Here is a 26,535-nt window from a genome sequence, read left to right on the forward strand (position 1 = left end):
CGGCCAGAGGAACTCGTTCCACGGCCCGATGAAGGTCACCAGGACCCCGGTCAGCAAGGCTGGCCGCACCAGCGGGATCGCGATCCGCCACAGCGTGTTCAACTCGTCCGCGCCGTCGATCCGGGCGGCGTCGAACAATTCCTGGGGTAGTTGCAGGAAGTACTGGCGGACGATGAAGACCGCGGTCGAGTTGATCGCGAACGGCGCGATCATGCCGAGGTAGGAGTCGGCCAGCCCGTAGCTGCGCACGACCATCACATACAACGGGATGGTCAGCAACTGGAACGGGACCACCTGAACCAGCAACATCAGGCTGAACACCGCACCCCGGCCCCGGAACTGCAACCGGGCCAGCGCATAACCGGCGAGCACTCCGAACACCATCGTGCCCAGGAGCACCCCGCCGGTGAAGATGCCGGAGTTCAGCAACGACTGGCCCAGGTCGATCGCGGTGTCGATCTCCGTGTAGTTCTTGCCGGTCAGGTTCCCCGGGTTCGGGAACGCGCCCTTCAGGCTGGGATCCGGCTCGGCCTGCAGGCTGCCGATCAGCATGTAGTAGAACGGGAACAAGAACACGAACGCGCCGACCAGCAAGAGCAGGAAGCGCCCCGAGAGCCGCCGTTGCCGCGTGGTGTGCATCAATCCTCCCTGGACACGAACCGGCGTTCGATGAGTGCGAGCAGCAGCACACCGATCACCAGCAGGACACCGATCGCCGAGCCGATGTCCGGGTTGCCCTGCTCGATGCCGCGCTGGTACATGATCAGCACCGGCGAAGCAGAGGCCCCGTCAGGGCCGCCGCCACCGGTGAGCAGATACGGCTCGGTGAACAGGTTCGCCCCCGTCACCGTCGCCAACAGGACGACCAGCGTGGTGGCCGGGCGGACGCCGGGCACGGTGACGTTCCAGAACGACTTCACCCGCCCGGCGCCGTCCATCGCGGCCGCCTCGTAGAGATCCTTCGACACGTTCTGCAACGCCGCCAGGTAGAGCAGGATGAAGAAGCCCAACTGTTTCCAGGTCACATAGATCGCCACCGTCGGCATCGCGAGATTCGAGTTGACCAGCCAGGACGGATCCGGGGCGAGCGGGCCGAGCACGGTGTTGACCAGCCCGTTCGAGTTGAACAAGAACAGCCAGACCCCGACCACAGCGACGCTCGCCGCGACGTACGGCACGTAGTAGCTGACCCGGAAGAACGTCCGCCACCTGATCGCGCTGTTCAACGCGTAGGCCAGCAGCAGCGACAACACCACCGTCAATGGAACGTTGATCAGCAAGAAGATGCCGACGTTCACGAACGACCGGCGCACCGCCGGATCGGACAGGACCGCGGCGTAGTTCTCCAAGCCCACGAACGGCCGCTCCACCACCGCACCGGGCGCGGTGAAGAAGTAGTCGTGGAACGACATGTAGACCGCGAACCCCAACGGGTAGGCGAAGATCGCGGCCAGGAACACCACGTACGGGGTGACGAACGCGGTACCGATCGGCTGTTTACCCAACACACCCGACAACCCACGCCCCCTCGGCCGGGCCGACCGAGGGCTCCCGCCCGACGGGCGCCTTCCGGGCAGTGCGGACCACGGCCCGGTGAGCCGGGTGGCGGGGCGGCGGTTCATGACTGCGAGGCGAGCTGGTCGACCTTCTGGGCGGCTCCGTCCAGGGCTGCGCCCGGGTCCTCCTGGCCGAAGATCACCGACTTGGAGTACGCGTCACGGAAGGTCTGCCAGATGGTGATCGAGTTCGGCACGTTCGGCACCTCCACCGTCCGGGCGGCCTGATCGGCGAACGACTGGTAATCCGGGTTCTTCGCGAAGTACTCCGGGTAGCTGCCGGCCACGTCGTTCCGCAGCGGCATCTGACCGGTGGCCTCCAGCAACTTGCCGTCCTGCTCCTTGCTGGTCGCGAACTCGAGCACGTCCCACGCGGTTCCGCGGTTCTTGCACGCCGAGTACATCGCGACGTTCTTCGCGTCACTGAAGGTGTAGGTCTCCGCCGCGGGCTTACCGGCCGAGGTCGGCACCGGTACGGCGCCCCACTCGACCTTGCCCTTGTACGTCGCGATCGCCCAAGGCCCGACCACGGCCATCGCGGCGGTGCCGTCGACGAACGAGTCACCCGTGTACTTCTCCTGCGACGCCAGCTTCTCGGCGTACATCGTGCGCCAGAACCCGGCGACCTTCTTGCCCTCCTCGGAGGTGAACTGGGACTTACCGTCCTCGACCAACTGCTTGCCACCGGTCTCGGCCGCGAACAACGGATAGAAATCGAACCACGACTGATAGAACTCGTTGCTCGGCGCCGGATAGATCGCGAACTTCGCGGCCTTCGACGCGACCAACTTGCGCGACGCCGCCAAGAACTCCTCATACGTCGCCAACGGCGGCTTCGCCGCGTCGATCCCCGCCTTGGCGAAGGCCGTCTTGTTGTAGAAGATCATCACCGGGTTGGCCTTCCACGGCATCTGGTAATACTTACCGTCGGTCGACCTGTACTGCTCCGCGACCTTCCCGCTGCGCTCCTCGACGTACGACTTACCGTCCCCGAAGCCGTCGAGCGCCACCAGACCACCCTGCTTCTGAAACTGCGACACCGACGCCGGCGACGTGTTGAAAATCAGACACGGCGCATTACCCGCGGTGATCGCCGCGCCGATCACCTCTTCGGAGCTCTTACCGGTCGGGATCTCCTGCGCGGTCACCTTCTGATCCGCATGCGCCGCGTTCCACGCCGCGACCATCTGCCGACCCCACGCCACCTCTTCGGCATTGTTCGACAGCCAGACGGTGATCTCACCCCTGGCCTGCGCCGCCGCATCGGCATCACCGCCACCATCGCTACCGCCACAGGCGGCCGCAGTACCAGCCAAACCCACAGCCAACAACGCCGCGGTCAGCTTCCTCCAGCGAAACTTCATGACTCCTCCAACAATCCATGCCGGAAGCGAGTCACACTCCGGGCCGATGGCGCTTCCTCCTTAGAAGACAGGCGACAGACCTGGACTGTGACAGCGCCGCGCTGTGACGGGACTGGTCACCGGGGTTCCAGCGGCTCGGTTCAGAGTGCGCGGAGGATGTCCTCGACGCGGTCCTTGGCGTCACCGAAGAGCATGGCGGAGTTGTCCCGGTAGAAAAGCGGGTTCTGGACGCCGGCGTAGCCCGACGCCATCGACCGCTTGAACACGATGACGTTCTCGGCGTTCCAGACCTGCAGTACCGGCATGCCGGCGATGGGTGAGCCGGGGTCCTCGGCGGCCGCCGGATTGACGGTGTCGTTGGCGCCGATGACAAGGACCACGGCTGTGCGGGCGAAGTCGTCGTTGATCTCGTCCAACTCCAGCACGATGTCGTACGGGACCTTCGCCTCGGCGAGCAGGACGTTCATGTGGCCCGGCAGCCGGCCCGCGACCGGATGGATGCCGAAGCAGACGTCGACGCCGCGGTCCCTGAGTTTGCGGGTCAGCTCGGCGACGCCGTACTGCGCCTGCGCCACGGCCATGCCGTACCCGGGAGTGATGATGACCGATTCGGCCGTCCCGAGAAGCTCGGCGACACCCTCGGCGGTGATCTCACGGTGCTCGCCGTAGTCCTTGTCGTCGGCCGGGCCGGCCTCGATGCCGAACCCGCCGGCGATCACGGAGAGGAAGGACCGGTTCATCGCCGTGCACATCACGTACGACAGGTAGGCGCCCGAGGAACCGACCAGTGCGCCGGTGATGATCAGCAGGTCGTTCTCCAGCAGGAAGCCGGACGCCGCGGCCGCCCAGCCGGAGTACGAGTTCAGCATCGAGACCACCACGGGCATGTCACCGCCCCCGATCGAGGCGACCAGGTGCCACCCGAGCGCCAGCGCGACGACCGTGACCGCGATCAGCAGCCACAACGCCGGGTCGATCACGAACCAGGTGGTCAGGACAGCGAACGCGGCCAGCGCGGCGAGGTTGAGGTAGTTCTTGCCGGGCAGCATCAGCGGGGACGACTTGATCCGGGCCGAGAGCTTGAGGAACGCGACGATCGAGCCGGTGAAGGTGACGGCGCCGATGAAGACGCCGACGAACACCTCCGCGGAGTGGATACCGAGCAGCTCCTGAGCTGCCAGCGCGCCGGCCTCGCCACTGAGCGGGCCGCCGTCCAACGTGGCCTCGACGTGCAGGAAGCCGTTCCAGCCCACCAGTACCGCGGCCAGCCCCACGAAGGAGTGCAGCAGGGCGATCAGCACCGGCATCGCGGTCATCTCCACCACCCGCGCCCGCCACAGCCCGATCGCGGCGCCGACCGCCATCGCGGCGATCGTCAGGACCAGACCGAGCCCGGAGATGTGCTGGTGGATCGCCAGGCCGATCGTCGCGGCCAGCGCCACCGCCATACCGCCGATGCCGAAGGTGTTGCCCGCCTTGGCGGTCTCGTGGCGGGACAGTCCGGCCAGCGCCAGGACGAAGAGCAGGGCAGCGACGATGTAGGCGGCCGCCGCGGCGGTCTCGACGGTCATCAGCTCAGACATGACAGGTCCCTCAGCTTCTCGAGAACATGGAGAGCATCCGGCGGGTCACCGCGAAGCCGCTGAAGACGTTGACCGAGGCAACCAGAATCGCGATCGCCGACAGCACCGTGACCACCTGGCCGGTGGCGGTACCGTCGTGCCCGATCTGCAGCACGGCGCCGACCACGATGATTCCGGAGATCGCGTTGGTCACGCTCATCAGTGGCGTGTGCAGCGCGTGGTGCACGCGCCCGATCACGTAGTACCCGACCACGATCGCCAGCGCGAACACCGTCAGGTGTCCCAGCAGCGCCGGCGGGGACAAGGCCGCCAGCAGGAACAACAGGGCCGCCCCTCCCCCGACCATCGCGAGCCGTCGCCGGTTCGAGAGCGGCTGCTTGGGCTCGGGGGCGACCGGCTTCGTCGCAGACGCTGTAGACGCGGGCGCGGCGGACACCTGGACCGGCGGTGGCGGCCAGGTCGACTCGCCGTCGCGTACCACGGTCATCGACCGCTGGACCACGTCGTCGAAGTCCAGCACCAGCCGGCCGTCCTTGGCCGGCGTCATCAGCTTCATCAGGTTGACCAGGTTGGTGCCGTACAGCTGGGACGCCTGCGTGGGCAGCCGGCCGGCCAGATCGGTGTAGGCGATGATCGTGACGCCATTGGCGGTCACCACCGCCTCGCCGCTGACCGTGCCCTCGACGTTGCCGCCGTTCGCGGCGGCCATGTCCACGATCACGCTGCCCGATCGCATCGACGCCACCATCTCCGCGGTGATCAGCGTCGGCGCCGGACGGCCCGGGATCAGCGCGGTCGTGATCACAAGATCCATCCCCGGGAGCCGATCCACGTACAGCTGGGCCGCCCGGGCGTTGTAGTCCCCCGACATCTCCTTGGCATAACCGGTCGCCGACACTTCCACCTCGTCGGTGTCCCCGACCTCGACCGAGAGGTACTCACCGCCCACAGACCTGACCTGGTCGGCAACCTCCGGCCGCGGGTCGGTGGCGTACACGATGGCACCCAGACTTCCCGCTGCGCCGATCGCGGCCAGACCGGCCACGCCCGCACCACAGACCAGCACCTTGGCCGGCGGCACTTTGCCCGCGGCCGTGACCTGACCGGTGAAGAACCGGCCGAAGACATGGGCGGCCTCCACCACCGCGCGGTAGCCCGCGATGTTCGCCATCGACGACAACACGTCCAGCGACTGCGCCCGCGAGATCCGCGGTACCGCGTCCAGCGCGAGCGCGGTGATCGGCCGCCTTGCCAGGTCCTCGACCAGCGCCGGGTTCAGCGCCGGGCTCAGGATGCCGACGACCGTCGCACCCGGCTTCAACCCGTCCAGCTGAGCTGACGACAGAGCGTTCACTCCGAACACGACGTCCGCCGGGAGCGGGTCACCCAGCCGCGCACCGGCGCCGACGTACGCGTCGTCCGGGAAGCTGGACAACGCACCCGCACCAGGCTCGACCACGACGTCGTACCCGAGCTTCACCAGTTCGACCACCGTGGCGGGGGTCGCGGCCACACGCGTCTCGCCTCCGCGAGCCTCGCGCACGATTCCGATCAGCATTCCCAACACTCCCGGGTTTCGATGTGAGGACCACTCGATGACCACGCAGGTACGTGGGGACTACGCAGGTACGTGAGCCAGGCAGGTGCCATCCGGGGCGAGCTCTACCCCGGATGGCCCCTGCCTGGGGACTGCGGTCAGGCGACGGGCTTCGTCATCCCGCCGTCGACGGCCAGCACCTGTCCCGTCACGTAGGACGCGTCGTCGGAGGCCAGGAATGCCGCCGCGGCGCCGATCTCGGCGGGTTCGGCCCAGCGGTTGAGCCGGATGCCCAGCCCCTGGGCCATGCCGGCGCGGACCTCTTCCGCGCTCTTGTTCTGTTGCTTGCCGGCGGCCTCGTTCTTGGCCAGCCAGCCCTCGGTTTTCGTCATCCCCGGGGAGATCGCGTTGACCCGGATGTTGCTCGCCGCCGCCTCCGTCGCCAGATAGCTGGTGAGCGCGACGACGCTCGAGTTCACGATGCCCGTGACGCCGGCGTTGGGAATCAGCATGTGCGCGGTCGCGCCGACGACGTTGACGATGGCACCGCTGCCGGTCTGGCTCAAGAACGGGAGCGCGGCCTGCGAGACCCGCAGGAACCCGATCAGCTTCGTGTCGAAGGCCGACGCGAGGATCTGCTCGTCGACAGCGGCCAGCGGGGACGGGGCGAGCTGCGGCCCGGCGTTGTTCACGACGATGTCGAGGCCGCCCTGCCACGCGTGCACCTGGGACAGCGCGCTGTTGACGGACTTCGCGTCCGAGACGTCCGCGACCAGCGGCAGCACGTCGTCCGCGCCCAGCCCGGTGGCGAGACGGTCGGCCGCGGCCTTGACGGCCGCTTCGTCCCTGGCTGCGATCGCGACCTTGGCGCCACGCTCGAGCAATGCCTGGGCGATAGCGAAGCCCAGGCCCCGACTACCTCCCGTCACGAACGCTGTGCGGCCCTTCAAGCTCCAACCTGCGGCCATGTTCGGCTCCTCCAAATCAGCGGTTCAGATCGTTTCCGCACAGTGGATCTGAGCGCCGGGACCGCTGCAACCACCGCTAACGCAGGGTTCACACCAGGCTCCCGGGCCACCTCACGACTTCCGGTCGGCTAACGCTGCGAGGTGCAGACTGACCTGCTCAGCCTGCTCTGAAGGTCAAGGAAGGATGGGAGATGGAGGTCCTCAGCCTCGGCGTACCGCACTGGAAGGGTCACGCCGGCGATCGCACCGATGGACCGCGTTCCAGGGTCGCGATCGGAACGTTCGACGGCGTCCACCTCGGTCACCGTCAGGTCCTCGACGGGTGCGACACCGTGCTCACCTTCGACCCGCACCCGCTGATGGTGCTCGAACCGCAGCAGGTGCCGAGCCTGCTGAGTGATCGCCGCCGGAAGCTCCGCAAGCTCAGCGCGCTGGGGATCCGGCGCGTCGCGATCGTCGCGTTCGACCGCGCGTGGTCACGGGTCCCGGCCGAGGACTTCGTCGAAAGCGTCGTGGTCGGACGGCTCGGCGCGGAGTCCGTCAGCGTCGGCCAGGACTTCCGCTTCGGTGCCGGTGGCGCCGGCACGACGACCACGTTCGATCAGTATCCCGGGCTGAGCACGCGGATCATCCCACTCGTCACGCAGGGCCCCGCAGCTGAGCCGATCTCGTCGACGCGCATCCGCCGGCTGATCTTCGACGGCGACGTGGAAACAGCCGCCAAGCTCCTCGGAGCGCCCCTCGCCCTGCCCGCGGTCGTCGGCGACGGCGGCCGGTTGCTGATCTCGTCCGACTTCGCCCGGCCCGCACCGGGGGCCTATCTCGGGTTCGTCGACAGCCACGCCTGCGGGCTCCGCGTGCGTGCGGACCGTACGGTCGCGGTCACCGGCCTGACGCCGGCCGGCGCCTTCGTCGAGGTGACCTTCGTGAAGCGGGCCCCCTAGACCGTGTCAGTCGTCGAAGATCTCCGGGTGATCGGCGAGCTTGATCCGGGTCCGGCGGATGTGCCCGGACAAGAACCTTTCGCAGTCGACCTCGTCCCGCCGGGCGATCGCGTCCAGCAGCAGGCGGTGCTCGGCGTTCACGATCGTCTGCCGGTCCTCAGTGTTCTGCAGCATGAACGCGCGCCGATAGTGCTGGGTGGAGTTCCACAACCGGGTCACCGAGGCCAGGAGCTCAGGGCTCGGACAGCCGGCGTACGTCAGCAGATGGAACCGGCGATCGAGATCGAGAAAGGTGGCGACGTCCTCACTCGCCTCGATCTGGTCCTGCAGATCCTGCAGTTCGGCCTCCTGATCCGCGGTCAGGTACGGCAGGCTGAGCCGGAGTGCGAGCGTCTCGATGCGTTCCCGCATCTGGTAGATGACGTCGAGCTGCAGCCGGTCGAACGCGGGCACGCGGGCACCCTTGTTGACCTCGAGCTGGGTCAGCCCTTCGGTCTCGAGCATCCGCAGCGCCTCGCGGACCGGCAACCGGCTCGCGCCGAACCGCTCGGCGATGTCTTCCTGCCGGATCCTGCTCCCGGGCGGGATCTCCCCGTTGAGGATCGCCTGCCGCAGGTACGCGGCCACACGCTCGCTGGCCGCCTCGCTCCGGGGCGGACTGTCGTCCACGAATGATCGCCTTTCCTGGTGGCGGACAGCGGCCCGGGCGCCACCGCCCGGCCTGTCAGACGCAGTGTAGACGCAACTCGAGCGGACGGACCGCATCCGCCGGGTTGCCGCGCTGCGACGCCTTCGGGATCCATTTTCGGTGGTCATGTCAAGCTTTCCCCATGTTCTGATTGAGAATGGATCCATTCTATGCCACTGTGGAGAGCCATGGAAGTAGGAGAGCCCCTTATGCAAGACCCTCGAACGAAGACTCCCGTGGTCGCCTGGAGCAAGGCACTGCGCGGGGCCGTCCGAGGCAGGTCACTGGTGCAGACGACGTTGGCCGCTCTGGCGGTCGGCTCGACCCTGTTCATGGTCAACCTCTACTCGCAGCTGCGCGAAGGGCCCTTCACGGTCGCCCTCATGGCTCGTGTCTTCCTGACCTTCTTCGTTCCGTGGCTCAACGCGACCTTCGGGATCGCGATCGGCCTCCGGACATCCTCAGCCGGCCGCCTACCGGGCGGCCCCGTCGAAAGGTAGTTCCCATGTCTTTGGTGCCCTTGCTCACGTCCGACCAGTTCTCCTCGGTCGACCAACCCGTTCTTGCCAAGGGGGTGGACGCCTACGGCCAGCTGCTGAACACCTGGGCGGCGATCGGAAACAGCCCCGGTCTGCTCTCCACCTACCTGCCTTTCCTGCGGCAGCTCAACGGCCCGGGTGCGTTGGACGACCGCGTGAAGGAACTGGTCGCAGTACGCGTTGCCGTGCTCAACCACTGTCGCTACACCGCGAGTCACCGCTGCACGTCGGCGTTGTCCAAAGGGGTGAAGGCCGGCGACCTCGAGGCCGTTGCCAGGGGCGAGCTCGACGGGTTCACCGAGCAGGAGCGGCTGGCACTTCAGCTGGCCGAGGAGATGACGATCTCCCTGCCGCTGGTTCCGCTGGAAGACGACCTCACGGGCGTTTCCACGAGCCTCCGCGACGAAGTACAGCGGGTGTTCGACCCGACAGCGGTGGTAGACCTTGTCATGTCCATCAGTGTCTGGAACGCGTTGTCGCGCTTCCACCGCGTGATGGCTTTCGACATGGACATGCCGGAGCCGCCCCCGGCTGTGGATGCCCAGCTCTGAGACCACGCGCACGTGAGGCCGGCCAGGCAGGGTCCTGGCCGGCCTCACGTGCGTTCAGTACCGGTCAGACCGAGGTCTGGCCGGACTCACGCTGCAGCCGGACGAGCAGGGACATGAAGTCCAGTTCGCCGAGGCCGGTCGAGATGCATGCCTGCAGCAACTGATGGACGACCCCGGTCACCGGCATCGGAACTCCACCGGCCGCCGCCGCGCCGAGGACGAGGTCGAGGTCCTTGTGCATCAGCCGTGAGCTGAAGGTCGACGTGTAGTCGTCCGCCAGCAGCGGCCCGATCTTGTACTTCACCAACGGTGACGCCACCGCCGACGCGGCGACGACCTCCAGCAGCTTGTCTCGTCGTACGTCGTGGGATTCGGCCAGGGCGACGCATTCCGCCAACAGTTCGGCCGTCCCGGCAACCATCAGGTTCAAGGCCAGCTTGATGATCCGGGCCGCGTCCCCCTCACCGGCGTAGAACACCTGGGGACCGATGTCGCGCAGCAGACTCTCGACGGACGTGAACACGGCGTCTTCACCCGACGCGATGATCGTCAGGTTCCCGGCGCGCACCACCCCCGGGTTTCCACTCACCGGCGCGCGGAGGTACTCGACGCCGGCGCCCGCGGCCGCATCGGCCACCTCGCGGGAGACCTCCGCCGAGACGGTGCTCATGTCGATCAGAGTCTTTCCCTTGCCGGATGCGGTGTGCGCGATCCCGCCACCGGGCGCGAGCGCGATGTCGGCCAGAGCCTGGGAGTCCGCGACCATCGTGATGCAGACGTCTGATCGGTCCCATGCCTGGTGGGCGGCCGCGAGCTCGAACGCGCCCTCGACCACCAGGCTGTCCGCCTTGCCCTTCGACCGGTTCCAGACGCTGACCTGGTGGCCTGCGCGGATGAGTCGTTCTGCGATGGCTGTTCCCATCTGACCGAGGCCCAGCACGGATACGTCCACGTTTCATCTCCTGGGGAAAGTGCGCGATCTGCGCAGAGGATTTGGTGATCTCGCCCGGGCCGACGACGCACTGTGACGCTAGACGGCGCGAACCGCCCCGGGCGTCTTGTTACATCGATGCGGCGAGCTGCCACTCGTAGGCGAGCTCCGCATGGGAACTGGGATCGCAGAGGCTGCCGAACTTCCCGCCGAAGTACACCAGTGGGCTGGAGTCCTCGGAGTAACCGCAACTGACCACCTCGCCGATGAAGATCGTGTGGTCTCCTCCGGCGATCTCTTCGCTCACGGTGCAAGCGAAGTGGGCAACGGCGCCCTCGACGACCGGGAGGTCGTGATCGGCTCTCAGTCCGAGGCCGGCGAACTTGTCGTCAACCCGGCTCGCGAACCGCAGCGCGTGCCCCTCCTGGCCTTTCGCGAGGACACTGACTGCGAAGACTCCGGAGGTGGAGATCGCATCCCTGGTCGCGAGGGTGTTCCCGACGCACACCAGCAGCATCAGTGGATCCAGCGATACGGACGCGACAGCGCTGGCTGTCATCCCTGCCGGTCCGTTCGGAGTACTGGTGGTCACGATGGTGACGCCGGTGGTGAACCGTGCCATTGCTCCGCGATACGTAGCACACATGTCCTGCGCGGTCGAAGTACCCATGTTGCCCTCCGTTGCCGGTGACGAGTTGGGTCGAGTGTGACTCGCGACATGTTTACCGACGCGAAATCGGCCCGGCCTACCGGCGCAGCTGTGTTACCAGCCGGCGAACCTCGTCGGACGGTGGCACTCCGAGCTCTCGCATCCGCGCGACGTAACGCTGGTAGAGCGCCAGTACGGCGTCGTCACTGCCGCTGGCGTGGGCCAGCTTGATGGCGAGCTGCCAGGCCTGTTCGCGGTACGGATCCTCCCGCAGCACGTGGTCGACCAGATCCTTCGCCTCGCGGTAACGGTTCATCCGGTAGGCGAGCTTGGCCGCGTCGACCCGGGCCGACAGGAACGTCTCGGCCAGTACCACGCGACGCTCCGCGGCCCATTCGCCGGAGACCGTCGCGAGGTAGGGCCCCCGCTGGGCGCTGCTGAGGGCCTGCGACAGCGTCTGGAGGCGAATCGCTCCATCCTGTCGGCCCGCCTGGGCGACGAGATCGACCGCCCGTTGTGCCGAACCCATGGCCAGTGCGGGGCCGACCAACTGGAAGACGTCGTTCTCCTGCGCCGGGCCCAGCCCCTCGGGCAACACCTCGCGAAGCCGGTACAGCGCCTGGCGCAGATAGCTACGGCCGGCAGCATCATTGCGGCCACCGAAGAGCGCCCGGAGAAGTTCTTGGCGGGTAGCCCTGCGGTCGGGGGTCCCGAGCAGGTAGCTGAGCACTTCGAGACTCTTCGTCAGACGAGGCTGGGCGAGATTGCCGTCGACCGTCAGGGTCGGCTCGCCGAACTCCTCGAGCACCAGACGAGGCGTCCGTACGGTCACCCGGATGGGATCCTGGCCGGACAAGACGGTGAGGATCTCGTGCCAGGGCGACATCCGGCTGGACTTCGTGTCCGCGGCTCTTGCCGCGACCGACGGCATGTCCGCCAGAGCGGTCAGCAGCAGGTGCATCGATCCGTAGGTCGAGGCGCAGCCGATCGCCTGGTCGGCGGTGGCATCGGAGTCGTCCTCGAGGCCGAGACGCCATTCTGCCTCGGCCAGGTACACCGCGGCCGTCGGGAGTTCGAGTTGCCGGTCTCCCTGCTGCATGTTCCGGACGCACTCCGTGAGGCACTCGTGAGCCTCGCTGTCCCGTTCCTGCAGCAGCATCGAGAGACCCGACCAGAGCTGCCAGATGTCCCGGGTGAGGGCATAGTCCGCGGCTCCGTTGGCAGCCGCCTCCGCCAGCACCCGGTCGGCGCGCTGGGTGTCGCCCTTGAGGCGTAGCCACAGCTTGGCCTCGGTCAACAGACTCATGTTCAGGTACACCCGCGAGCCGGTCTTCTCGATCAACTCCCGGCCGCGTTCGAGGAAGGCCCACGCCTCCTCGCCGCGACCGAGGTCGAGCATCAGGTCGACAGCGTCGACGGCATGCAACCAGACCGGCTGCGACGAACCGCTGCGGGGCTCGAACATCGACATCGCGGCATCGAGTCGCCCGGTGACGCGCAGTGCGGCGACGACCCAGGGACCGCCGAGGATGGTGCGCCACGGATCGAACGACCCCGGGTCGTCCAGTCCTTCGAGGCGACCGCGCATGAAGGCGAGCCGCATCAGCAAGCCGTCGAGCGGACCGGACGGAGTGGCCGAGAATTCGGGGAAGGGTGGCGGCTCCTCACCAGTGGCCAGCGCGATCAACGTGTGCGCGATCAGCCGGTGGCGGCCCGGCGGCAACTGATCGGCGACGAACTGCGCCTCCTCGATCCGCCCCGAATGCCACAGGCACCAACACGTCAGGACGTGCGCCTCCTCGAAGTCGAGAGGCCCCAGCCCCGAGAGCCAGTCGTACCCGTGCCGATCGACAAGCTCCACCCCCCGATCACACTGCTCGAGGGCGAACGCGACCCGCAGGATCACCGATCCGACCTCCGACGTCGGAGTCCGGCCCGATGCCCTCAGCGCGTCGAGCCACCGTGCCGCCGGCGCGAAGTCCATCCGTGCGACGAGGCTCGGGAGCGCCACGGCGGCCAGCCGTCCGGCCGCGTCCACGTCCCCGAGCCGGAGCAACTCGTCGACGGCCTCCTCGCGCTCGCCGCCCGCGATCAGGACCTCGGCGTACCGGCGGCGGACCTCGTTGACCGTGTTGTCATCCTCCCGTCCCAGCGCTGTCCGCAGGAAGTCGCGGAACACCGGGTGCGGGGTCATCCGTGCGCCGTCCGCGGACCAGGTCACCGGGAGGTGCCGGGTGCGGAGGCCGGCCATGATCTGCGCGGCATTCCCCTGCCCCAGCGCGCGGGCGCCGTCGACCGAGATCTCCGCCAGCAGGCTGGTGTGCAGGAGGAACGTCCGCTGCACCAGGGAAAGGGAGTCGAAGACGTTCGCCGCGACATAGGACCGCAACGAATCGGGATCCAGCTCGCGCGACTGCGCATGCCGCCACCCCTCGAACAGGACGCCCGTGACCCAGCCGCCGGTCGCCGTCACCGCCTGAGCCGGATCGACGTCGACGTGGCCGACGGACCGCAGTGCCGCGCCGGCCTCCTCCACATCGAACGCGAGATCGCTCTCGACCAGCGCACCCACGCGCTCACGCTCGCTGGTCGAGCCCGGGTCGAGGCGGATGTCGACGCGCGAGATCAGCACCAGGTTCACGTCCGACGGCAGATAGCGGGCGAAGCACGACAGCACCGCGATGCAGCTCTCGTCGGGAGCGATCCGCTCCACGTTGTCGCAGACAAGGATGAGGCCGCTTCCCTGCAGGCTCTCAGCCAGCAGCCCGGCCGCCTCACCGATCTGGAGGCTGCTGCTGAGGGCGTCGGAGGCCACATCCGCCGCACTGGGGACAGCGCCCTCGACAGCCGCCTCGAGATAGACGAGCAGGCGCCCCGCGGCTTGCTCCGTTCCGTCGAGTGACACCCAGGCGACGGGTCGGTCGAGGTCTCTGACGGCCAGCGCCACCGCCGTCGTCTTGCCCGCACCCGCTGTCGCGAAGACATTCACGACGGTGTGCCGGTCGAGGGACTCTCGCAACCGCCGGCTGAGCCGCTCGCGAACCACGATGTCCTTCGCCGGCTCCGGTGCCGCCAGCTTCCGTCTGATAATCGCCCGATGGTGCCGGACCGGCGCCGTGGATTCGCTCGGTCGATCGGGCTCGAAGTCACCCATCGGAGGAACTTCGCGAAGGCCCGGCGCACCGCGTCCAGCCGGAGGCCCCGGTACCGCTTGCCGACATCGTCGTGCCTCCGTGCTCGTCAGTGCTCGTCGTGAACGTTACGCCAGCCGTCGGAGAACGACCGCAGCGGCGCTCGTGAGATGGAGTGGGCCACGTCAATGATTCCTGCCAGGGGCGAAGGCGCCGGCGGCCCTCGCTTCGCCGGTCTGCAACTGATCGCGCATCGGACCCGCGGGCACGGAGACGGCGGCGGTTCGCGGACTCCATCGGCCGCGAACCGCCTCCTACACCGTCAGCGGACGCGAGAGCCCTCGACCCGGACGCCGTCGAGGCGCCGGGCATACTCGGCCTGCTCAGTGTAGGCAGTGACCTCAGGAGCGGCGGCCGCCTCGAGGCCGCAGATCCTGCGGGCGAGGTCGGTGAGCGGGCCCGAGGGCGACAGCTCCGAGCGCTTCATCGTGAGCATCCGGGTGCTGAGCAGCGGCGTCCCGTTGAACTGCTCGAAGGTGCTGATCCGGTCGCCCCAGTCGGACAGGAACAGGTCGCGGATGACGCGCGAGATCCGCAGCCGGTCGTGGGGCTTGCCGACCGCACCTGACTGCAACGGTTCGAGCCAGTCGTGCAACTCGGGGTGGTTCCACTGCTCCTCAGTGGGGAACAGCAGCGAGGCGCGGCCGGCGAGGTCGACCACCTCGTTCCTCATCTCCACGTACCTTTCCAGGTAGTACGACCGCCCGAAGTCGAAGAGCAGGACGTTCGGCTTGTAGAGCCCCGCCGGCGACATGAACCCCTCCGTCTCGGACGCGATGACGTGCGCTCGAAGGGTCTGGTAGAACTCGACGAGACGGGCCAGGCGCGCCTGGACCGGCGGAAGCTGGTACGTGCCGAGGTGCTCGGTCATCAGCAGCGCCAGACCGACCATCAGTTCGGCCCGGACCATCGTCCGGATGAGCGCCTCGTAGTGCACCCAGTCGAAGATGCGCTGCGGGTACAGCGAAGCGTGTTCGGGGCTGCCGATGTGGAACACCCGATCCCAGGGAATGAACACATCGTCGAAGAGAATGGTGCACTCGAGCTCGTCACCGCCCGAGGACATCGGGTGGTTGTCGGTATCGCCGTCACGCACCGTCGCCTCGCGGGAAAGGATCGTCACACCCGGCGTATTGGCCGGAACAGCGCCGTAGATGACCTGTTCGGGAAGAATTCCCGGGCGGAAGAAGACGCCGATGTGAATGTAGTCGGCGAACGGCGTGCCGGTGCTGACGGCTTTGACGCCGGCGACGATGATGCCGTCGTCGCGGGTCTCCACGACGCGGAGCGCGGGGGACTTCTTGGCCGAGGACGGGTCGGACCGGTCGAGCTGGGGATCGATGAAGGCGAACGCGCAGTTGAGGTCGCCCTCCTTGACCAGTTCCAGGAAGCTCCGGATGCCCACGGTCAGGTCACGACCACCTGTGCCCACCGACTGGTCGCTCCACGGCTGCGGGTCCTCTTCGTACGTGATCAGGCCGTAGTTGTTCGCGCACGGGGTCCGTCCCGTCGCTCCGCCGTCGAGTTCCCGGACCACGGTCTCCAGGTACACCCGTTTGCGCCGCAGGCCCTCGGCATCCGTGTGCGTGAACCACATCATCGACCGACGTACTCCGTCGTCGTCGACGAATGTCATGGTGTCCTGCATCTCGGGCTCGTGATGGAGGTCGTAGAACCGCGCCATCCGCCTGGTCTGCGCCCTGGTCAACGGGTGGGTCGTGACGTCATCGATCCGATCACCCCCGACCCACACAACGCGCCCGTCCCTGAGGGACTCCAAGTACTCGTCGCCAGTTCGCATCAACGCCACCTTCTTCTGTTCACCTAAGCACCCATCGTGCATTGGACTTTCGCGCCGGGCAGGCCATCCGGTTCCGCGCTGTTGAATGTCGCGGAGAATTGCGGCGGTGCCCATCTGTGAACCTAATCTCGACGCGTTAGAAGCTGGGAAACCAGCACCGCGCCGCCCCTTTGATCCCGTTAGCTTAGTCGGCGGTTGTTAGGCGGGTGTTAATCGCTGTGAAATGCCGTTGGCAAGTGTGTTGACGACGCTTGCCGCGGCCTGTTCGCCGACTTGTTCCGCGGAGCCGGCGAGCGGGTGCCCGGACCTGAAGAGATTGTCCGGATCCACCACCTTCTCCACCCACAGGAGCCGGTCCGCCGGCGGCGCGATCTGTTGAACGCCGCGATGAAAGCGAGGGCTCGGTCGTCAGTGGGTAACGCAACCGTCCCTCCACCGCGCACGGAGGGTCTTGAGTGAGGTCGGTCGCCTCGTCATCCCAGGATCTCGAGGTCGTCCCAGTCGTTGTGGAAGGTGAAGCCGTGAGCGCTCGGCGGAAGCGGGGACTGGACCTCGATCCAACAGACCGGCTCAGTCCCGGTCGGCGTGAAGCCATGTGAGGCTCCGACCGGCGCGAAGACGAGATCTCCGGCGACGACCTCACTGTGTTCACCGTCGAACGAGGTTTGCGCGCTCCCCGAGAGCAAGTAGTAGATCTCCTCGAAGGGATGGAAGTGTTCCTTGGCGGCGCCTCCCGGTCGTCCAGTGGGAGTGAACTGGACGATGAACATCGTGTGCTGCACCGAGCCGCTGAGCTCATCCACCATCATCCGGATCTGGACGTCCTGGACGTTCCCACCGTGATAGCCCGGCATCGAGATGGACCCGGGCGGAGCCATGTCGGTCTGGTCGAAGTGGCCGACGCCGGTCTGGGTCGGATCGAGTTCGCGCACCGGCCGGCCCTTGCTGGGGACGGGCGTCGTCGGTGCGGCGAAGACTCCCCAGCGTCCGCGTCGTCCGATCGGCCGCGGCTGTGGCGCGTACACCCTCAAGAGAGTCGCGGGTTCCCTGCCGGGGTTCGCCCACGCGTGCCCCTGGGCGGTGGGCACGAGGCCGAAATCCTGGGGTACGAGCGCGTACTGCTTGTCCGCGATCGTCACCTGCGGCTGTCCGGACAGTACGAAGAACGACTCCTGGAACGGATGCAGGTGACCGACCACGCTGGCGCCGGGCTCAAGCCGGACCAAGGCGATGGCGAGGTGCTGGGCCCCGTCCCCGGGACCCAGCAACTCGGCAACGGACACTCCCTCACCCGGTTCACTCGGATGGCCCTCGACGAAGTCGAAGCCCTTCTGCGGCAGCACGGAGGACACGCGGGGAGGAGCCTGTTCCGACATAGTGTTCATCCTGTCTGATCGAATGTTCAGTAAAACTGCACAGACAGCGTACTCTTGTCGGCGAAATTCAGCGTTACTCGACAGGATCACAGGAGCCGAGAAGCCTCTCCAGAGCCACCTCAGTTCCGCGGTCGTCGGGGCCGGTGGCTGGGGAGATGGGTCAATGGCTGGGGAGTTGGAGGCGGAGTCTGATGAGGTTGGCGTCGGCTCCGCCGCAGGGTGGGAGTGGGAGGATCTCGCTGGCGTTGGTGATGCGGGTGGTGTCGTCGTACCAGGTGATGCTGGAGGCGATGCAGTTCGCCAGGTTGTCGGCGTTCTCGGCGATCGACCTCGGCCAGGTGTTGCTGTCCAGGACCTTGAGGAAGTTGCGTTCCGCTGCGACCATTCGGGCGGCGTCCGCGCGCAGGATCTCGACGGACGCGGAGGCCTTCCAGTCCGCGTCGAACTTGGCCAGGGCGGTGTTGCGTGGCCGTACGGCAGCCAGGTAGATCTTGGCGGCCTGCTGGGGAGTCAAGGGTGTCGTCGTCGGGCTCGGCGTCGGGGAAGGTGCCGCCGGCGCGGACGTGGGCGCGCGAGTTGGCTGCACCGTAGGAGCAACCAGGTTCTCCTGACTTCCGTCAGTGCAGCCGGCCGACAGCATCAAGAGCGCGATGACGGTTGCTGTCTTGACGCCCATCGCGGCCTTTCCCCAGTCGGGAGACATTCAGACCCGACCACGATACCGCCCGCTCAGCGGGTGTTGGTGGCGCGCCAAGCGGCGGAGTACGACCGGCCGGACGCCGCTGCCCTGGAGGCTGTATGTCAGCACCATGTCGGCCGATCGAGACTCGATTGTCACGGTGCTTGTGGTGGGCAACTACCGAGAGTCGCCAGGTGTCTCGCGGGCTTGGCCGGCTCTGGACAACCTCAGTGACGAGCGGTGTACTCAGCCTTCAGCTTGACGGAGGGGTCATGACAGCTATCCGCCTGGACGCGGTATCCAAGACGTACGACGGTCACTACGCCGCCGTGAACGAGGTGTCCCTGGACGTCGCGGCCGGGGAGTTCATGGTGCTGCTCGGCCCGTCGGGCTGCGGCAAGACGACGCTGCTCAGGATGATCGCCGGTCTGGAGGACGTGTCCGCGGGCGAACTGTGGTTCGGACGGACCAAGGCCACCGATCTTCCTCCCAAGGAGCGCGGCGTCGCCCTGGTCTTCCAGAACGGTGCCCTCTACCCGAACCGTACGGCGCGCCAGAACATCATGTTCCCGTTGCTGATGGCGGGCGAGGACGCCGCCGAGGCGAGCGCCAAGGCCGGCGGCCTGGCCAAGGTACTGCGCATCGACGCCGCCCTCGACCGGCTCCCCCGGACCCTGTCCGGCGGCCAGCGCCAGCGGGTGGCGATCGGCCGGGCGATCGTCAGGAGACCGCGGATCTTCCTGATGGACGAGCCGTTGTCCAATCTCGACGCGACGATGCGGACCGAGTTGCGGCAGGAGATCGGCGCGATGGCCCGGGATCTCAACGTGACAACGGTTTACGTGACCCACGACCAGATCGAGGCGCTCACCCTCGCGGACCGGATCACCGTCATGCGCGACGGCCGGATCGAGGACGTCGGGACGCCAGATCAAGTCTTCAACGATCCGGCCACCGCGTTCTCGGCCGGCTTCCTCGGCAGTCCGCGGATCAACCTGATGTCCGCGAGCGTCCGGGTGACCGCTCACCATCGGGTCAGTCTCGACTTCGGCAGTCAGTCGATCTCGCTGCCACCGATCGACCGGCGATCGATGATCCTCAGCAACCACGACGGCGGGCGTGTCATCGTCGGGGCCCGCTCGGACGCCTTCACCGTGGCCGCCGATGGCGACGCCTCCGAGCATCTGTCCGGCAGGCTCCGGGCGCTCGAGTTCCATGGGCACCAGTGGATCGCCTTCGTCGAGTGCGGTGTCGACATGCTCAATCCCGACTTCGTCGGAGTGGTCCCGACTCGCCGGGCGCCGACGCTCGGCGGCCGGAACCGGCACGCCGCACCGCACGTGCCGATGATCAAGAAGCGCATGTCCGCACTGGGCGCGAAGGCCAAGACCGCACTGGGCCGATCCAGCACGCCGGACGCACTGGAACCACTCGCTACGCCGACCCATCGCCGCGCCGACCTCATCCTCGAGATCGACGCCGACGCCGGCCTCGAAACCGGCACCAAGGTGCATCTCGCAGTGGACACGTCCCGCCTGCACATCTTCGACGAGTCCGGCCGGCGCATCGACAGAATCACCCGCTAGCAGGCGAATCAGCCCGGCAACTCACTGAGCTGTCCCCGTGAATCCACCACGACTGCGCAACTCGTACCGGCGTTCGGCGTAGGCGAGGTCGTCGCGCCACAGGCGTGCGGCGGCCCACCGCATCGCCGGGCGCAACGCGGACGCCGCCCTGACAGCGCCGCGGAATCCCGGGCGGTCCGACGCGGCCACCGTCGCCTCGATCACCGCCGTACGGGGCCCACCGTCAGAGGTGATGGGCGTGGCATGGGTCTCGACCACACTTCCACAGCCCTCCCCCTCGATGATCCGCATCACGACCGTCCGCGGGCCGGGGCAACTGAACTCGGCCCGGACAGGAACACCGATCGCTCCGCCGAGACGGAAGGTCACGTCGACGACGAACTTGTCCTCGTCGGCATCAGCGGCTCCCTGCGGGAGTTGCAGCACGCGGAGGTCGGAGAACGAGTACGGGTGGAACCAGGCGCCGTGCCACGGGTCGAGCCGGTTGGCGACGATGTCGACCGGTTCGCAGCGGCCGGTCATCCTGGCGACCGCGTCAACCCTCGCGCCGGCCGGACGATCCGGTACTACGGGAAGCTCGGTGGGCTCCTCGCCGCCGGCGGGGTCGAGCCGCACCCAGCAAAGGATTCCGTCGTCGTGGCCGGGATAGGCCAGCCAGCCCGTACGGTCCTTGTCGCCGCCGACCGCCAGACCGTGCCAGCGGCAGACGAGCCTGCCCCGATCGACCTTGGCCAGGCTCAGCGGCGCCCCGAGGTGCGGACAGGCGCCGGGGCCAACCTTCAAGGACCCGTCCGGCCGTCGCCAGGCGACCAGTTCGATGCCACCGACCATGAAGCCGTGCGGACGGGAAGGCTTGATCTCACGGCTCGCGGCGAAGACGAACCAGTTCCCCGAGGGCCTTGCCGATGCGCGTTCGACAGCGCCGGCAATGACGGCCGGCGAGGCCTCGCGGTACGTGGGTTGCTGCTCGGACCAGGGTTGTCTCGGCAGCCACCGGACCGGCCACCGCGCCGGCCAGAGACTGCTTGTACCAGTGGGTTGTTCCCGCCGTCGCAACATGTCAACTCCTGTCTGCTCGGCTGCCTGAACGTCGGGCGAGCCGTTGCAAGGGCTGGAACCGGCCGTGGTTCGGAACGGTGAAGAGATCGTGACCCTGCAAGCCGAAACGGGCGAGGAGGACGTTCGCGGCGTGCAGACCGGTCGTGGCGGCCCGTTCCATCAGCGCCACCGGCAGGTCGATCCGGATGCCGTCACCGGCCAGGACGATTCCGTCGTCGGGAGTGGTGACCGTGGGCCGGTCGGCGAAACCGCCCGGCGCGAACAGGGGGCAGTCCTGGCGCAGCAAAGTCCGGGAGTCCACCACCTGCGCCGCGGCGGCTTCCGGGTAGATCTTGTAGAGCTGCTGTACCAACTCGTCGCTGACAGCCGCCTGGTCCGGCTGATCGTCGATCGGGGCGGCATAGGCGTGCAGTTCGACCACCGAGCCGCGATGCTCGAGTGCCCAGTGGAGGGCTTCGGACTCGTACCGGTCGAGGATCGAGATGTTGTCCAATGGTCCCCATCCACTGGTGCCCAGGAACGGCGCTCGATGCAGTGCGAGCGGCCGGTCGAGCCACAGCCGGTGAACCACGAACGGCGGCGCCGACCGCATCCGGGCGAGCTGATCCCTCCACGCGGGATCACCCAGGTCCGGCGAAGCCGAGGCGATCTCCCGCAGTCCTGCCGAATCGGTGGCAAGAACGATCGCGTCGGCGTCGAGCGGACCGTCACCGGTGTGGACGCGGTACCGAAGGTCGCCGCCTGGTTCGATGCCGTCGACGGAGGTCCCGGTACGAAGCTTGACCCCGAGATCCGTGAGATAGCTGTCCAACGGATCCCACAGGCTGGCAGCAAACGTGTCAGTGGGTACGTCGAAGAGCAGGCCTTCTGAAGAGCCGAGGAAGTAGATATGGAACATCACGGCCAGCTCGGCCGCGGACAGGTCGCCCGGGCGGGCGAAGAAGCTCCGGGAGAACACCTCGAAGGCGAGATGCCGTGCGGCCGCTGGGAAATTGATCGCATCCAGCAGTTCGTCGGCGGCCAGGTCGTCGAGCCGCTCGTACACCTGGGACACCTGCACGGTGGCCAGCGGCATGGCCGCGCGCGGGTTGAGCCGGAGCATGTCGCCGAGGGCAAAGGTCGGGCTTCGCCAAGCGAACCCCAGCGCGTTCCAGGGCGGGCGCCGCGGCAACCCCCGGAAGCTGTCGGCCCGACCTTGGCCATCGATCAACGGGTAGTCCCCGACGGGGGTCAGCCGTTCCAGCGCAGGGTCGGTGCGTGCCAGCAGGTGGCGCAAGTTGTAGTACTGCTTGAAGAACGCGTGGAAACCACGGCTCATCGTGACGTCGCTGCCGTCGCGGAGCCGATCGGGCCACGCTCCGACCCGCCCGCCCAGGTACGGCTGCTTCTCCAGCAACTCGACTGCGACACCTCGCTCGGCCAGTGCGGTCGCAGCGGCCAGGCCGGCGATCCCGCCACCGACCACAGCGACTCGTCGCGGTCGGACCGGTACGTCGGCCGGCAGAGGCGGATCATGCCGCTGGATCAGCGGATCCGATCCTGCCCAAGGCGGTCTGCTCCCACTCATCCGGCAGAACCCCGATCCGGTACGGCGCCGTCCGCTCGCCGGGTGCCGAGGAAGGTGTGCGCGACACCGCGTTGCCAGCCATTCATCGTCGCCGCCGTCACATCGGTGAAGCCAGCGCGAACCAGCCGCTGCCGGAAGGCCCGCGCACCGTCGAAGTGGTTCACGCTGCTGCGCAGATGCCGGTACAGGCTGGCGTCGCCGGTGCTGATCCGGCCGGCCGGGATGATGACGCCCCAGCAGACGGCGTTCCACACGACCTTCGCCAGCGCCGAGTCGGCAACGGAGTACTCGTGAATCGCGAGTCGACCACCCGGCTGCAACAAGCCGTGGAGTTTCGCCAGGCCCGCGTCCGGATCACCGAGGTTGCGAATCAGGTACGCCGCCAGCACCGCGTCGAACCGGCCGCCGAGAAGGTCCGGCTCGAGTGCCTCGATCGTGCTGTGCACGAACCGAACCGACGACGGGAAGTTCTTCCGGCGTGCGTGATCCAGCATCTGCCCGGATCCGTCGAAGGCAACGATCTCCGCCTCCGGCGCCACCGCCAGCAGCGCCGCGGTGGACGCGCCGGTCCCACAGCCGGCATCCAGGATGCGGAGGCCTCTCCCCTGGCCCGGCAACCTCAACCGGGCCGCTGACAATCGCAACTGCCGGTGATAGCCCGGATTGGCGCCCACGAGTCGGTCATAGCTGGACGCTGCGCCGTCGAAGGCCGTCGGCACCTCGGCGCGAGGTAGGCCGTCGGGTCGCTGCCGGAGCATCAGTGGTCAACCTCATCTCGTTGGCGGGCCGAAGTCCGATCGGCCTCCTCAGCCCGCGGCCGGAGCCGCTCCCAGGCCAGCAGGACGCCGGTAACGAGCGCGAACCCGAAGACGAAATCCTCGACCGGGATGTCCCACGGAAACCGCCAGCCGGTGATCTGCTCGTCGTTGTAGAGGACGATCGGCGCGTTCAGCTTGGTCAGCCAGCCGTCCACCGGGATCTGGAAGCCGATCACGATGACCATGGAGAGCCAGTAGGCGGGCCGGCCGAACAAGCCCGTCCGCAACCAGCGCAGCTCGGCCACCACGACCAGCAGCGCCGCGACGAGTGCCGGGAGTGTGTAGCCGAGGCCGATCATGACCGTACTCCGGCCTGCCGCGCCCTCCGGTACTGGCCGATCCGGGCGAGCATGAGCGTGACTGTCTCGTAGGTCAGCAGACCGCAGGTAGGCACCACGATGAAGAAGACGAGCTCCTCGACTGGGATCCCCAGAGGGAGGATCGCGCCGGTGAGGTAGCGGGGGTTGTACTCCCAGACCCCGGCGGCAATCGCGATCGCGTCCCAGATCAGGAAGATCGCCACCACCGGCAGCAGCGCGAGCAACCAGCGCCGTGGCCGTCGGTAGACCCGGGCGCCCAGGAGCTCCAGCGGCAGCGTGATCGCGACACAGGCCGCCATCACGAGCAGGTACTGCCAATGGTCCATCACTGCACCACCGTTTCGCTTGCCGGCATCGCGAACCGCCTGGTCCACACAGCCTTGGCCAGCGCCGCGACTCCCACCCTCACCTTACGCGCGGTGCCCACGCTGGCCCGATGGGAGAACACGTCGTACTCCGCTGCCTCGATCCGGCCGAGGATCTCGGAGTACAGGGTGTAGGCGGTCTGCACGCAGAGCCTGGAAACCGGTGCCAGCATGGCGATCCCGAGGACGGCCTGGGCGTAGACCTCACGGGTGGCGGCGATCTGGAATCTCAGTGCCTCGGTCATCCGCGGGTCGGTCCGCCTGTTCGTGACGCACCAGCCGAGGCGATCCTCGTCCACACCGCAGGCGGCCAGTTCGTCGAGCGGTAGGTAGATCCGGCCGCGTTCGTAGTCCTCGGCGACATCGCGCAGGAAGTTGGTGAGCTGGAACGCCAGGCCCAGCGCCGCCGCGGCGGGAGCGGCTTCCGACCTGCTGGTGACGGTGCCCAGGACAGGCAGGACCTGCAGACCGATCACCTCGGCCGAGCCGCGGGTGTAGCGATAGAGGTCGGACCGCGTCGGGTAGCGCTCGACCGTGAGGTCCATCCGCATCGAGGCGAGGAAGTCGTCGAACAGCTCGCGCTCGATGCCGAAACGCTGGGCGGAGTCGACCACGGCAGCCAGGATCGGGTCCCGGCTGTGTCCCGTTGTCAAGCCGCGGACCAACGCGTCGGCCACGTCCTGCAGAGCGCCTGCGATGTCGGCAGAGGTCGCTTCGGCCGGTGGCAGGTCGACGATGTCGTCGGCGTAGCGGGCGAATCCGTACAGGGCATGGATGGCGGGCCGTTGAGCTGGGGTCAGCATCCGGGTGGCCAGGTAGTAGGTCTTCCCGTGCTCGGCATTCAGCCGGCGGCACCGGGCATACGCCTGCCGCAGCTGTGGGTCGGTGATGCCCGCGGCGTTCAGTTCCCGGATCGTCATACCTGACCTCCTGTCGGGACGGAACGAGCCCGCCGCCCGCGGCGCTCGTGGGCCGGTCCGGTGATCCGGTCGGCCGCGAGCCGTCCGGAGATCAGCGCTGTCGGCACTCCGACTCCGGGCACGGTGCCGCCACCGGCCAGTACGACGTTGTCGGTCCGGCGCGGGAAGTTCCCCGGCCGGAACGGTCCGGTCTGGCTGAACGAGTGCGCCCACGCGAACGGAGTACCCGCGACCATGTCCTGGCGGGCCCAGTCCGCGGGAGTGAGCAGATGCCGCGCGGTGATCGACGCTCCGAGCCCCGGCAAGAGGCGTTCTTCGACCAGGCGCACCAACTCGTCGGCGTACTTCGGTCCGTCGCTGTCCCACTTCGGACTCTTGCCGTGCGCCAGGTTCGGGACCGGGGCAAGGATGGAGAGCGTGTCGCGTCCAGGTGGCGCGAGCGACGGGTCGGTCGCGGTCGGGCGGGTGATCAGCAGCGACGGGTCGCTCATTACCGTGCCGGTGGAGATCAGCTCATGGAACGTCTCCTTCCAGGCCGCTCCGAAGGAGATCGTGTGGTGAGCGATTCCGCGTTGCTGGGTGGACAGTCCGGCGTGCAGGACGACGGCGGACGGCGCAGCGCGCAGTGGTACCGGCCGACGGGGCGCACCACCCAGTAGGCGGTAGCTGACCGGGAGTTCGGTGGTGAGGACGACGGCATCGCAGCCGAACCGCCGGCCGTCGCTGGTTCGTGCCGCCGTCACCCGCCGGCCAGAGCGCTCGAGGTGATCGACCGTCGTACCGAACTGGAAGTCGACACCTGCCTGGGTGGCGGCGGCAGCCAAGGCATCCGGTACGGCGCTGATCCCGCCGGCCGGGAAGTACACGCCCGAGATGGTGTCCATGTAGGTGATGACCCCGTACAGCGCGAGGGCGGCCTGCGGAGCCTGACCGACGTACAGGGACTGGAAGGTGAACACCCGCCGGAGCCGCTCGTCGGTGATGAAGCGGCTGATCATCGGGTCGAGTCGGCGGAAGCCGCCCAACGCGACCAACTGCCCAAGCTGCGGTGACAGCATGGAGAGTGGTGAATCGAAGTTCGCGGCGACGAACCGATCGAACTGGACCCGGTACAAGGTCTGCAGCCATTCCCGCAGCCGCAGGTAGCCGGCCACCGCGTCCGGTCCGGCGAAGGCCTCGATCGCGGCGGCCATCTGCTCGGGCTCGCGATGCACCAGCAGGTTGCTGCCGTCGGCGAAACGCGCGTCGTAAGCGGGATCGAGCTCGGTCAACCGCAGCAGGTCGGACATGTCGGCACCGACCGCGGCCAACGTGTCCTCGATGATCCCGGGCATCGTCAACACACTCGGGCCGGTGTCGAAGTGATGCCCGTCGACCGTACTGCGCCCCGCCCGGCCGCCCGGCACCAGCTCGCGATCCAGCACCGTGACCTGCCGACCCCGCCCGGCCAGATGCAGCGCGGCCGCCAAGCCGGAGAAACCCGCACCCACCACGACGACCCGATCGGTGGCTCCGGTGACGCCGCGCATCAGGCGGTTCTCCG

At 67.7% G+C, this 26,535-nt stretch carries 24 protein-coding genes; 4 read left to right on the forward strand and 20 right to left on the reverse strand.

Features of this window, described 5'->3' with window-relative positions:
* From ABD255_RS22560 to ABD255_RS22585, 6 genes are all read right to left on the reverse strand, one after another.
* A partial coding sequence (locus ABD255_RS22560) for a carbohydrate ABC transporter permease (protein ID WP_344217062.1) occupies window positions 1-639 on the reverse strand: 639 nt, incomplete at its 3' end.
* Complete coding sequence (locus ABD255_RS22565) at window positions 639-1,508, reverse strand: carbohydrate ABC transporter permease (RefSeq protein ID WP_344217064.1); 870 nt, start codon at window positions 1,506-1,508, stop codon at window positions 639-641. The genes ABD255_RS22565 and ABD255_RS22560, both read right to left, overlap by 1 nt.
* A 110-nt stretch (window positions 1,509-1,618) precedes the next feature.
* Window positions 1,619-2,920, reverse strand: coding sequence for an extracellular solute-binding protein (locus tag ABD255_RS22570; RefSeq protein WP_344217066.1), 1,302 nt, complete (start codon window positions 2,918-2,920; stop codon window positions 1,619-1,621).
* A 140-nt stretch (window positions 2,921-3,060) separates the two neighbouring features.
* Entirely contained in the window at window positions 3,061-4,503 is a 1,443-nt protein-coding gene (pntB, locus tag ABD255_RS22575; RefSeq protein WP_425554506.1) for a Re/Si-specific NAD(P)(+) transhydrogenase subunit beta, read from the reverse strand.
* A 10-nt stretch (window positions 4,504-4,513) separates the two neighbouring features.
* Window positions 4,514-6,061 carry a Re/Si-specific NAD(P)(+) transhydrogenase subunit alpha gene (locus ABD255_RS22580; protein ID WP_344217068.1) on the reverse strand — a complete coding sequence of 516 codons (1,548 nt, stop codon included), beginning with the start codon at window positions 6,059-6,061 and terminating at the stop codon, window positions 4,514-4,516.
* A 137-nt stretch (window positions 6,062-6,198) separates the two neighbouring features.
* The gene (locus tag ABD255_RS22585; RefSeq protein ID WP_344217070.1) at window positions 6,199-7,008 is read right to left on the reverse strand and encodes an SDR family NAD(P)-dependent oxidoreductase; all 810 of its coding nucleotides are present in this window, start codon (window positions 7,006-7,008) and stop codon (window positions 6,199-6,201) included.
* A 191-nt stretch (window positions 7,009-7,199) separates the two neighbouring features.
* Between ABD255_RS22585 and ABD255_RS22590 the strand changes: the two genes are divergently transcribed.
* Window positions 7,200-7,952 (forward strand): FAD synthetase family protein, encoded by a 753-nt coding sequence (locus ABD255_RS22590; protein ID WP_344217072.1) that lies wholly within the window; start codon window positions 7,200-7,202, stop codon window positions 7,950-7,952.
* Between the two features lie 6 nt (window positions 7,953-7,958).
* Here the strand turns inward: ABD255_RS22590 and ABD255_RS22595 are convergent, their stop codons facing one another.
* The gene (locus ABD255_RS22595; protein ID WP_344217075.1) at window positions 7,959-8,621 is read right to left on the reverse strand and encodes a GntR family transcriptional regulator; all 663 of its coding nucleotides are present in this window, start codon (window positions 8,619-8,621) and stop codon (window positions 7,959-7,961) included.
* Between the two features lie 228 nt (window positions 8,622-8,849).
* On the opposite strand from ABD255_RS22595, the gene ABD255_RS22600 reads away from it, so the two are divergent.
* Window positions 8,850-9,140: a hypothetical protein gene (locus ABD255_RS22600; RefSeq protein WP_344217077.1), complete on the forward strand. Its 291-nt coding sequence runs from the start codon at window positions 8,850-8,852 to the stop codon at window positions 9,138-9,140.
* Between the two features lie 5 nt (window positions 9,141-9,145).
* Window positions 9,146-9,730: a carboxymuconolactone decarboxylase family protein gene (locus tag ABD255_RS22605; RefSeq protein ID WP_344217079.1), complete on the forward strand. Its 585-nt coding sequence runs from the start codon at window positions 9,146-9,148 to the stop codon at window positions 9,728-9,730.
* Window positions 9,731-9,794: 64 nt separating this feature from the next.
* Here ABD255_RS22605 and ABD255_RS22610 read toward each other — a convergent pair whose 3' ends face one another.
* The 6 genes from ABD255_RS22610 to ABD255_RS22635 all read right to left on the reverse strand — a co-directional run bounded on the left by ABD255_RS22610 (window position 9,795) and on the right by ABD255_RS22635 (window position 18,381).
* Entirely contained in the window at window positions 9,795-10,682 is an 888-nt protein-coding gene (locus tag ABD255_RS22610) for an NAD(P)-dependent oxidoreductase (RefSeq protein ID WP_344217081.1), read from the reverse strand.
* 109 nt (window positions 10,683-10,791) lie between these two features.
* The gene (locus ABD255_RS22615) at window positions 10,792-11,283 is read right to left on the reverse strand and encodes a flavin reductase family protein (RefSeq protein WP_344217083.1); all 492 of its coding nucleotides are present in this window, start codon (window positions 11,281-11,283) and stop codon (window positions 10,792-10,794) included.
* A 124-nt stretch (window positions 11,284-11,407) separates the two neighbouring features.
* On the reverse strand, window positions 11,408-14,464 hold the full coding sequence (locus tag ABD255_RS22620; protein ID WP_344217085.1) for an AfsR/SARP family transcriptional regulator: 3,057 nt from the start codon (window positions 14,462-14,464) through the stop codon (window positions 11,408-11,410).
* 299 nt (window positions 14,465-14,763) lie between these two features.
* Window positions 14,764-16,302 (reverse strand): 4-hydroxyphenylacetate 3-hydroxylase N-terminal domain-containing protein, encoded by a 1,539-nt coding sequence (locus tag ABD255_RS22625; RefSeq protein ID WP_344217087.1) that lies wholly within the window; start codon window positions 16,300-16,302, stop codon window positions 14,764-14,766.
* A gap of 473 nt (window positions 16,303-16,775) precedes the next feature.
* Window positions 16,776-17,678 (reverse strand): cupin domain-containing protein, encoded by a 903-nt coding sequence (locus ABD255_RS22630; RefSeq protein WP_344217089.1) that lies wholly within the window; start codon window positions 17,676-17,678, stop codon window positions 16,776-16,778.
* A 160-nt stretch (window positions 17,679-17,838) separates the two neighbouring features.
* Window positions 17,839-18,381 (reverse strand): hypothetical protein, encoded by a 543-nt coding sequence (locus ABD255_RS22635; RefSeq protein WP_344217091.1) that lies wholly within the window; start codon window positions 18,379-18,381, stop codon window positions 17,839-17,841.
* A 248-nt stretch (window positions 18,382-18,629) separates the two neighbouring features.
* Here ABD255_RS22635 and ABD255_RS22640 point away from each other — a divergent pair, with 248 nt between their 5' ends.
* Window positions 18,630-19,943: an ABC transporter ATP-binding protein gene (locus tag ABD255_RS22640; protein WP_344217093.1), complete on the forward strand. Its 1,314-nt coding sequence runs from the start codon at window positions 18,630-18,632 to the stop codon at window positions 19,941-19,943.
* A gap of 21 nt (window positions 19,944-19,964) precedes the next feature.
* Here the strand turns inward: ABD255_RS22640 and ABD255_RS22645 are convergent, their stop codons facing one another.
* From ABD255_RS22645 to crtI, 7 genes are read right to left on the reverse strand one after another with little or no spacing between them, the layout of a single operon-like run.
* Window positions 19,965-21,002 (reverse strand): Rieske (2Fe-2S) protein, encoded by a 1,038-nt coding sequence (locus ABD255_RS22645; protein ID WP_344217095.1) that lies wholly within the window; start codon window positions 21,000-21,002, stop codon window positions 19,965-19,967.
* Window position 21,003: 1 nt separating this feature from the next.
* Window positions 21,004-22,569, reverse strand: a complete 1,566-nt coding sequence (locus tag ABD255_RS22650) for an FAD-dependent oxidoreductase (protein WP_344217097.1) — start codon at window positions 22,567-22,569, stop codon at window positions 21,004-21,006.
* On the reverse strand, window positions 22,566-23,327 hold the full coding sequence (locus ABD255_RS22655; RefSeq protein ID WP_344217099.1) for a class I SAM-dependent methyltransferase: 762 nt from the start codon (window positions 23,325-23,327) through the stop codon (window positions 22,566-22,568). Before ABD255_RS22655 ends, ABD255_RS22650 begins: the two co-directional genes overlap by 4 nt.
* Window positions 23,327-23,686, reverse strand: a complete 360-nt coding sequence (locus ABD255_RS22660) for a lycopene cyclase domain-containing protein (protein ID WP_344217101.1) — start codon at window positions 23,684-23,686, stop codon at window positions 23,327-23,329. The genes ABD255_RS22655 and ABD255_RS22660 overlap by 1 nt, the downstream gene beginning before the upstream one ends.
* The gene (locus ABD255_RS22665; protein WP_344217103.1) at window positions 23,683-24,033 is read right to left on the reverse strand and encodes a lycopene cyclase domain-containing protein; all 351 of its coding nucleotides are present in this window, start codon (window positions 24,031-24,033) and stop codon (window positions 23,683-23,685) included. The genes ABD255_RS22660 and ABD255_RS22665 overlap by 4 nt, the downstream gene beginning before the upstream one ends.
* The gene (locus ABD255_RS22670; RefSeq protein ID WP_344217105.1) at window positions 24,033-24,992 is read right to left on the reverse strand and encodes a phytoene/squalene synthase family protein; all 960 of its coding nucleotides are present in this window, start codon (window positions 24,990-24,992) and stop codon (window positions 24,033-24,035) included. Before ABD255_RS22670 ends, ABD255_RS22665 begins: the two co-directional genes overlap by 1 nt.
* Window positions 24,989-26,521, reverse strand: coding sequence for a phytoene desaturase family protein (crtI, locus tag ABD255_RS22675; protein ID WP_344217107.1), 1,533 nt, complete (start codon window positions 26,519-26,521; stop codon window positions 24,989-24,991). The genes ABD255_RS22670 and crtI overlap by 4 nt, the downstream gene beginning before the upstream one ends.
* Between the last annotated feature and the right edge of the window lie 14 nt (window positions 26,522-26,535).

It is taken from the genome of Kribbella sancticallisti (genome assembly GCF_039530625.1).
In the GTDB taxonomy this organism is placed as follows: Bacteria; Actinomycetota; Actinomycetes; order Propionibacteriales; family Kribbellaceae; genus Kribbella; species Kribbella sancticallisti.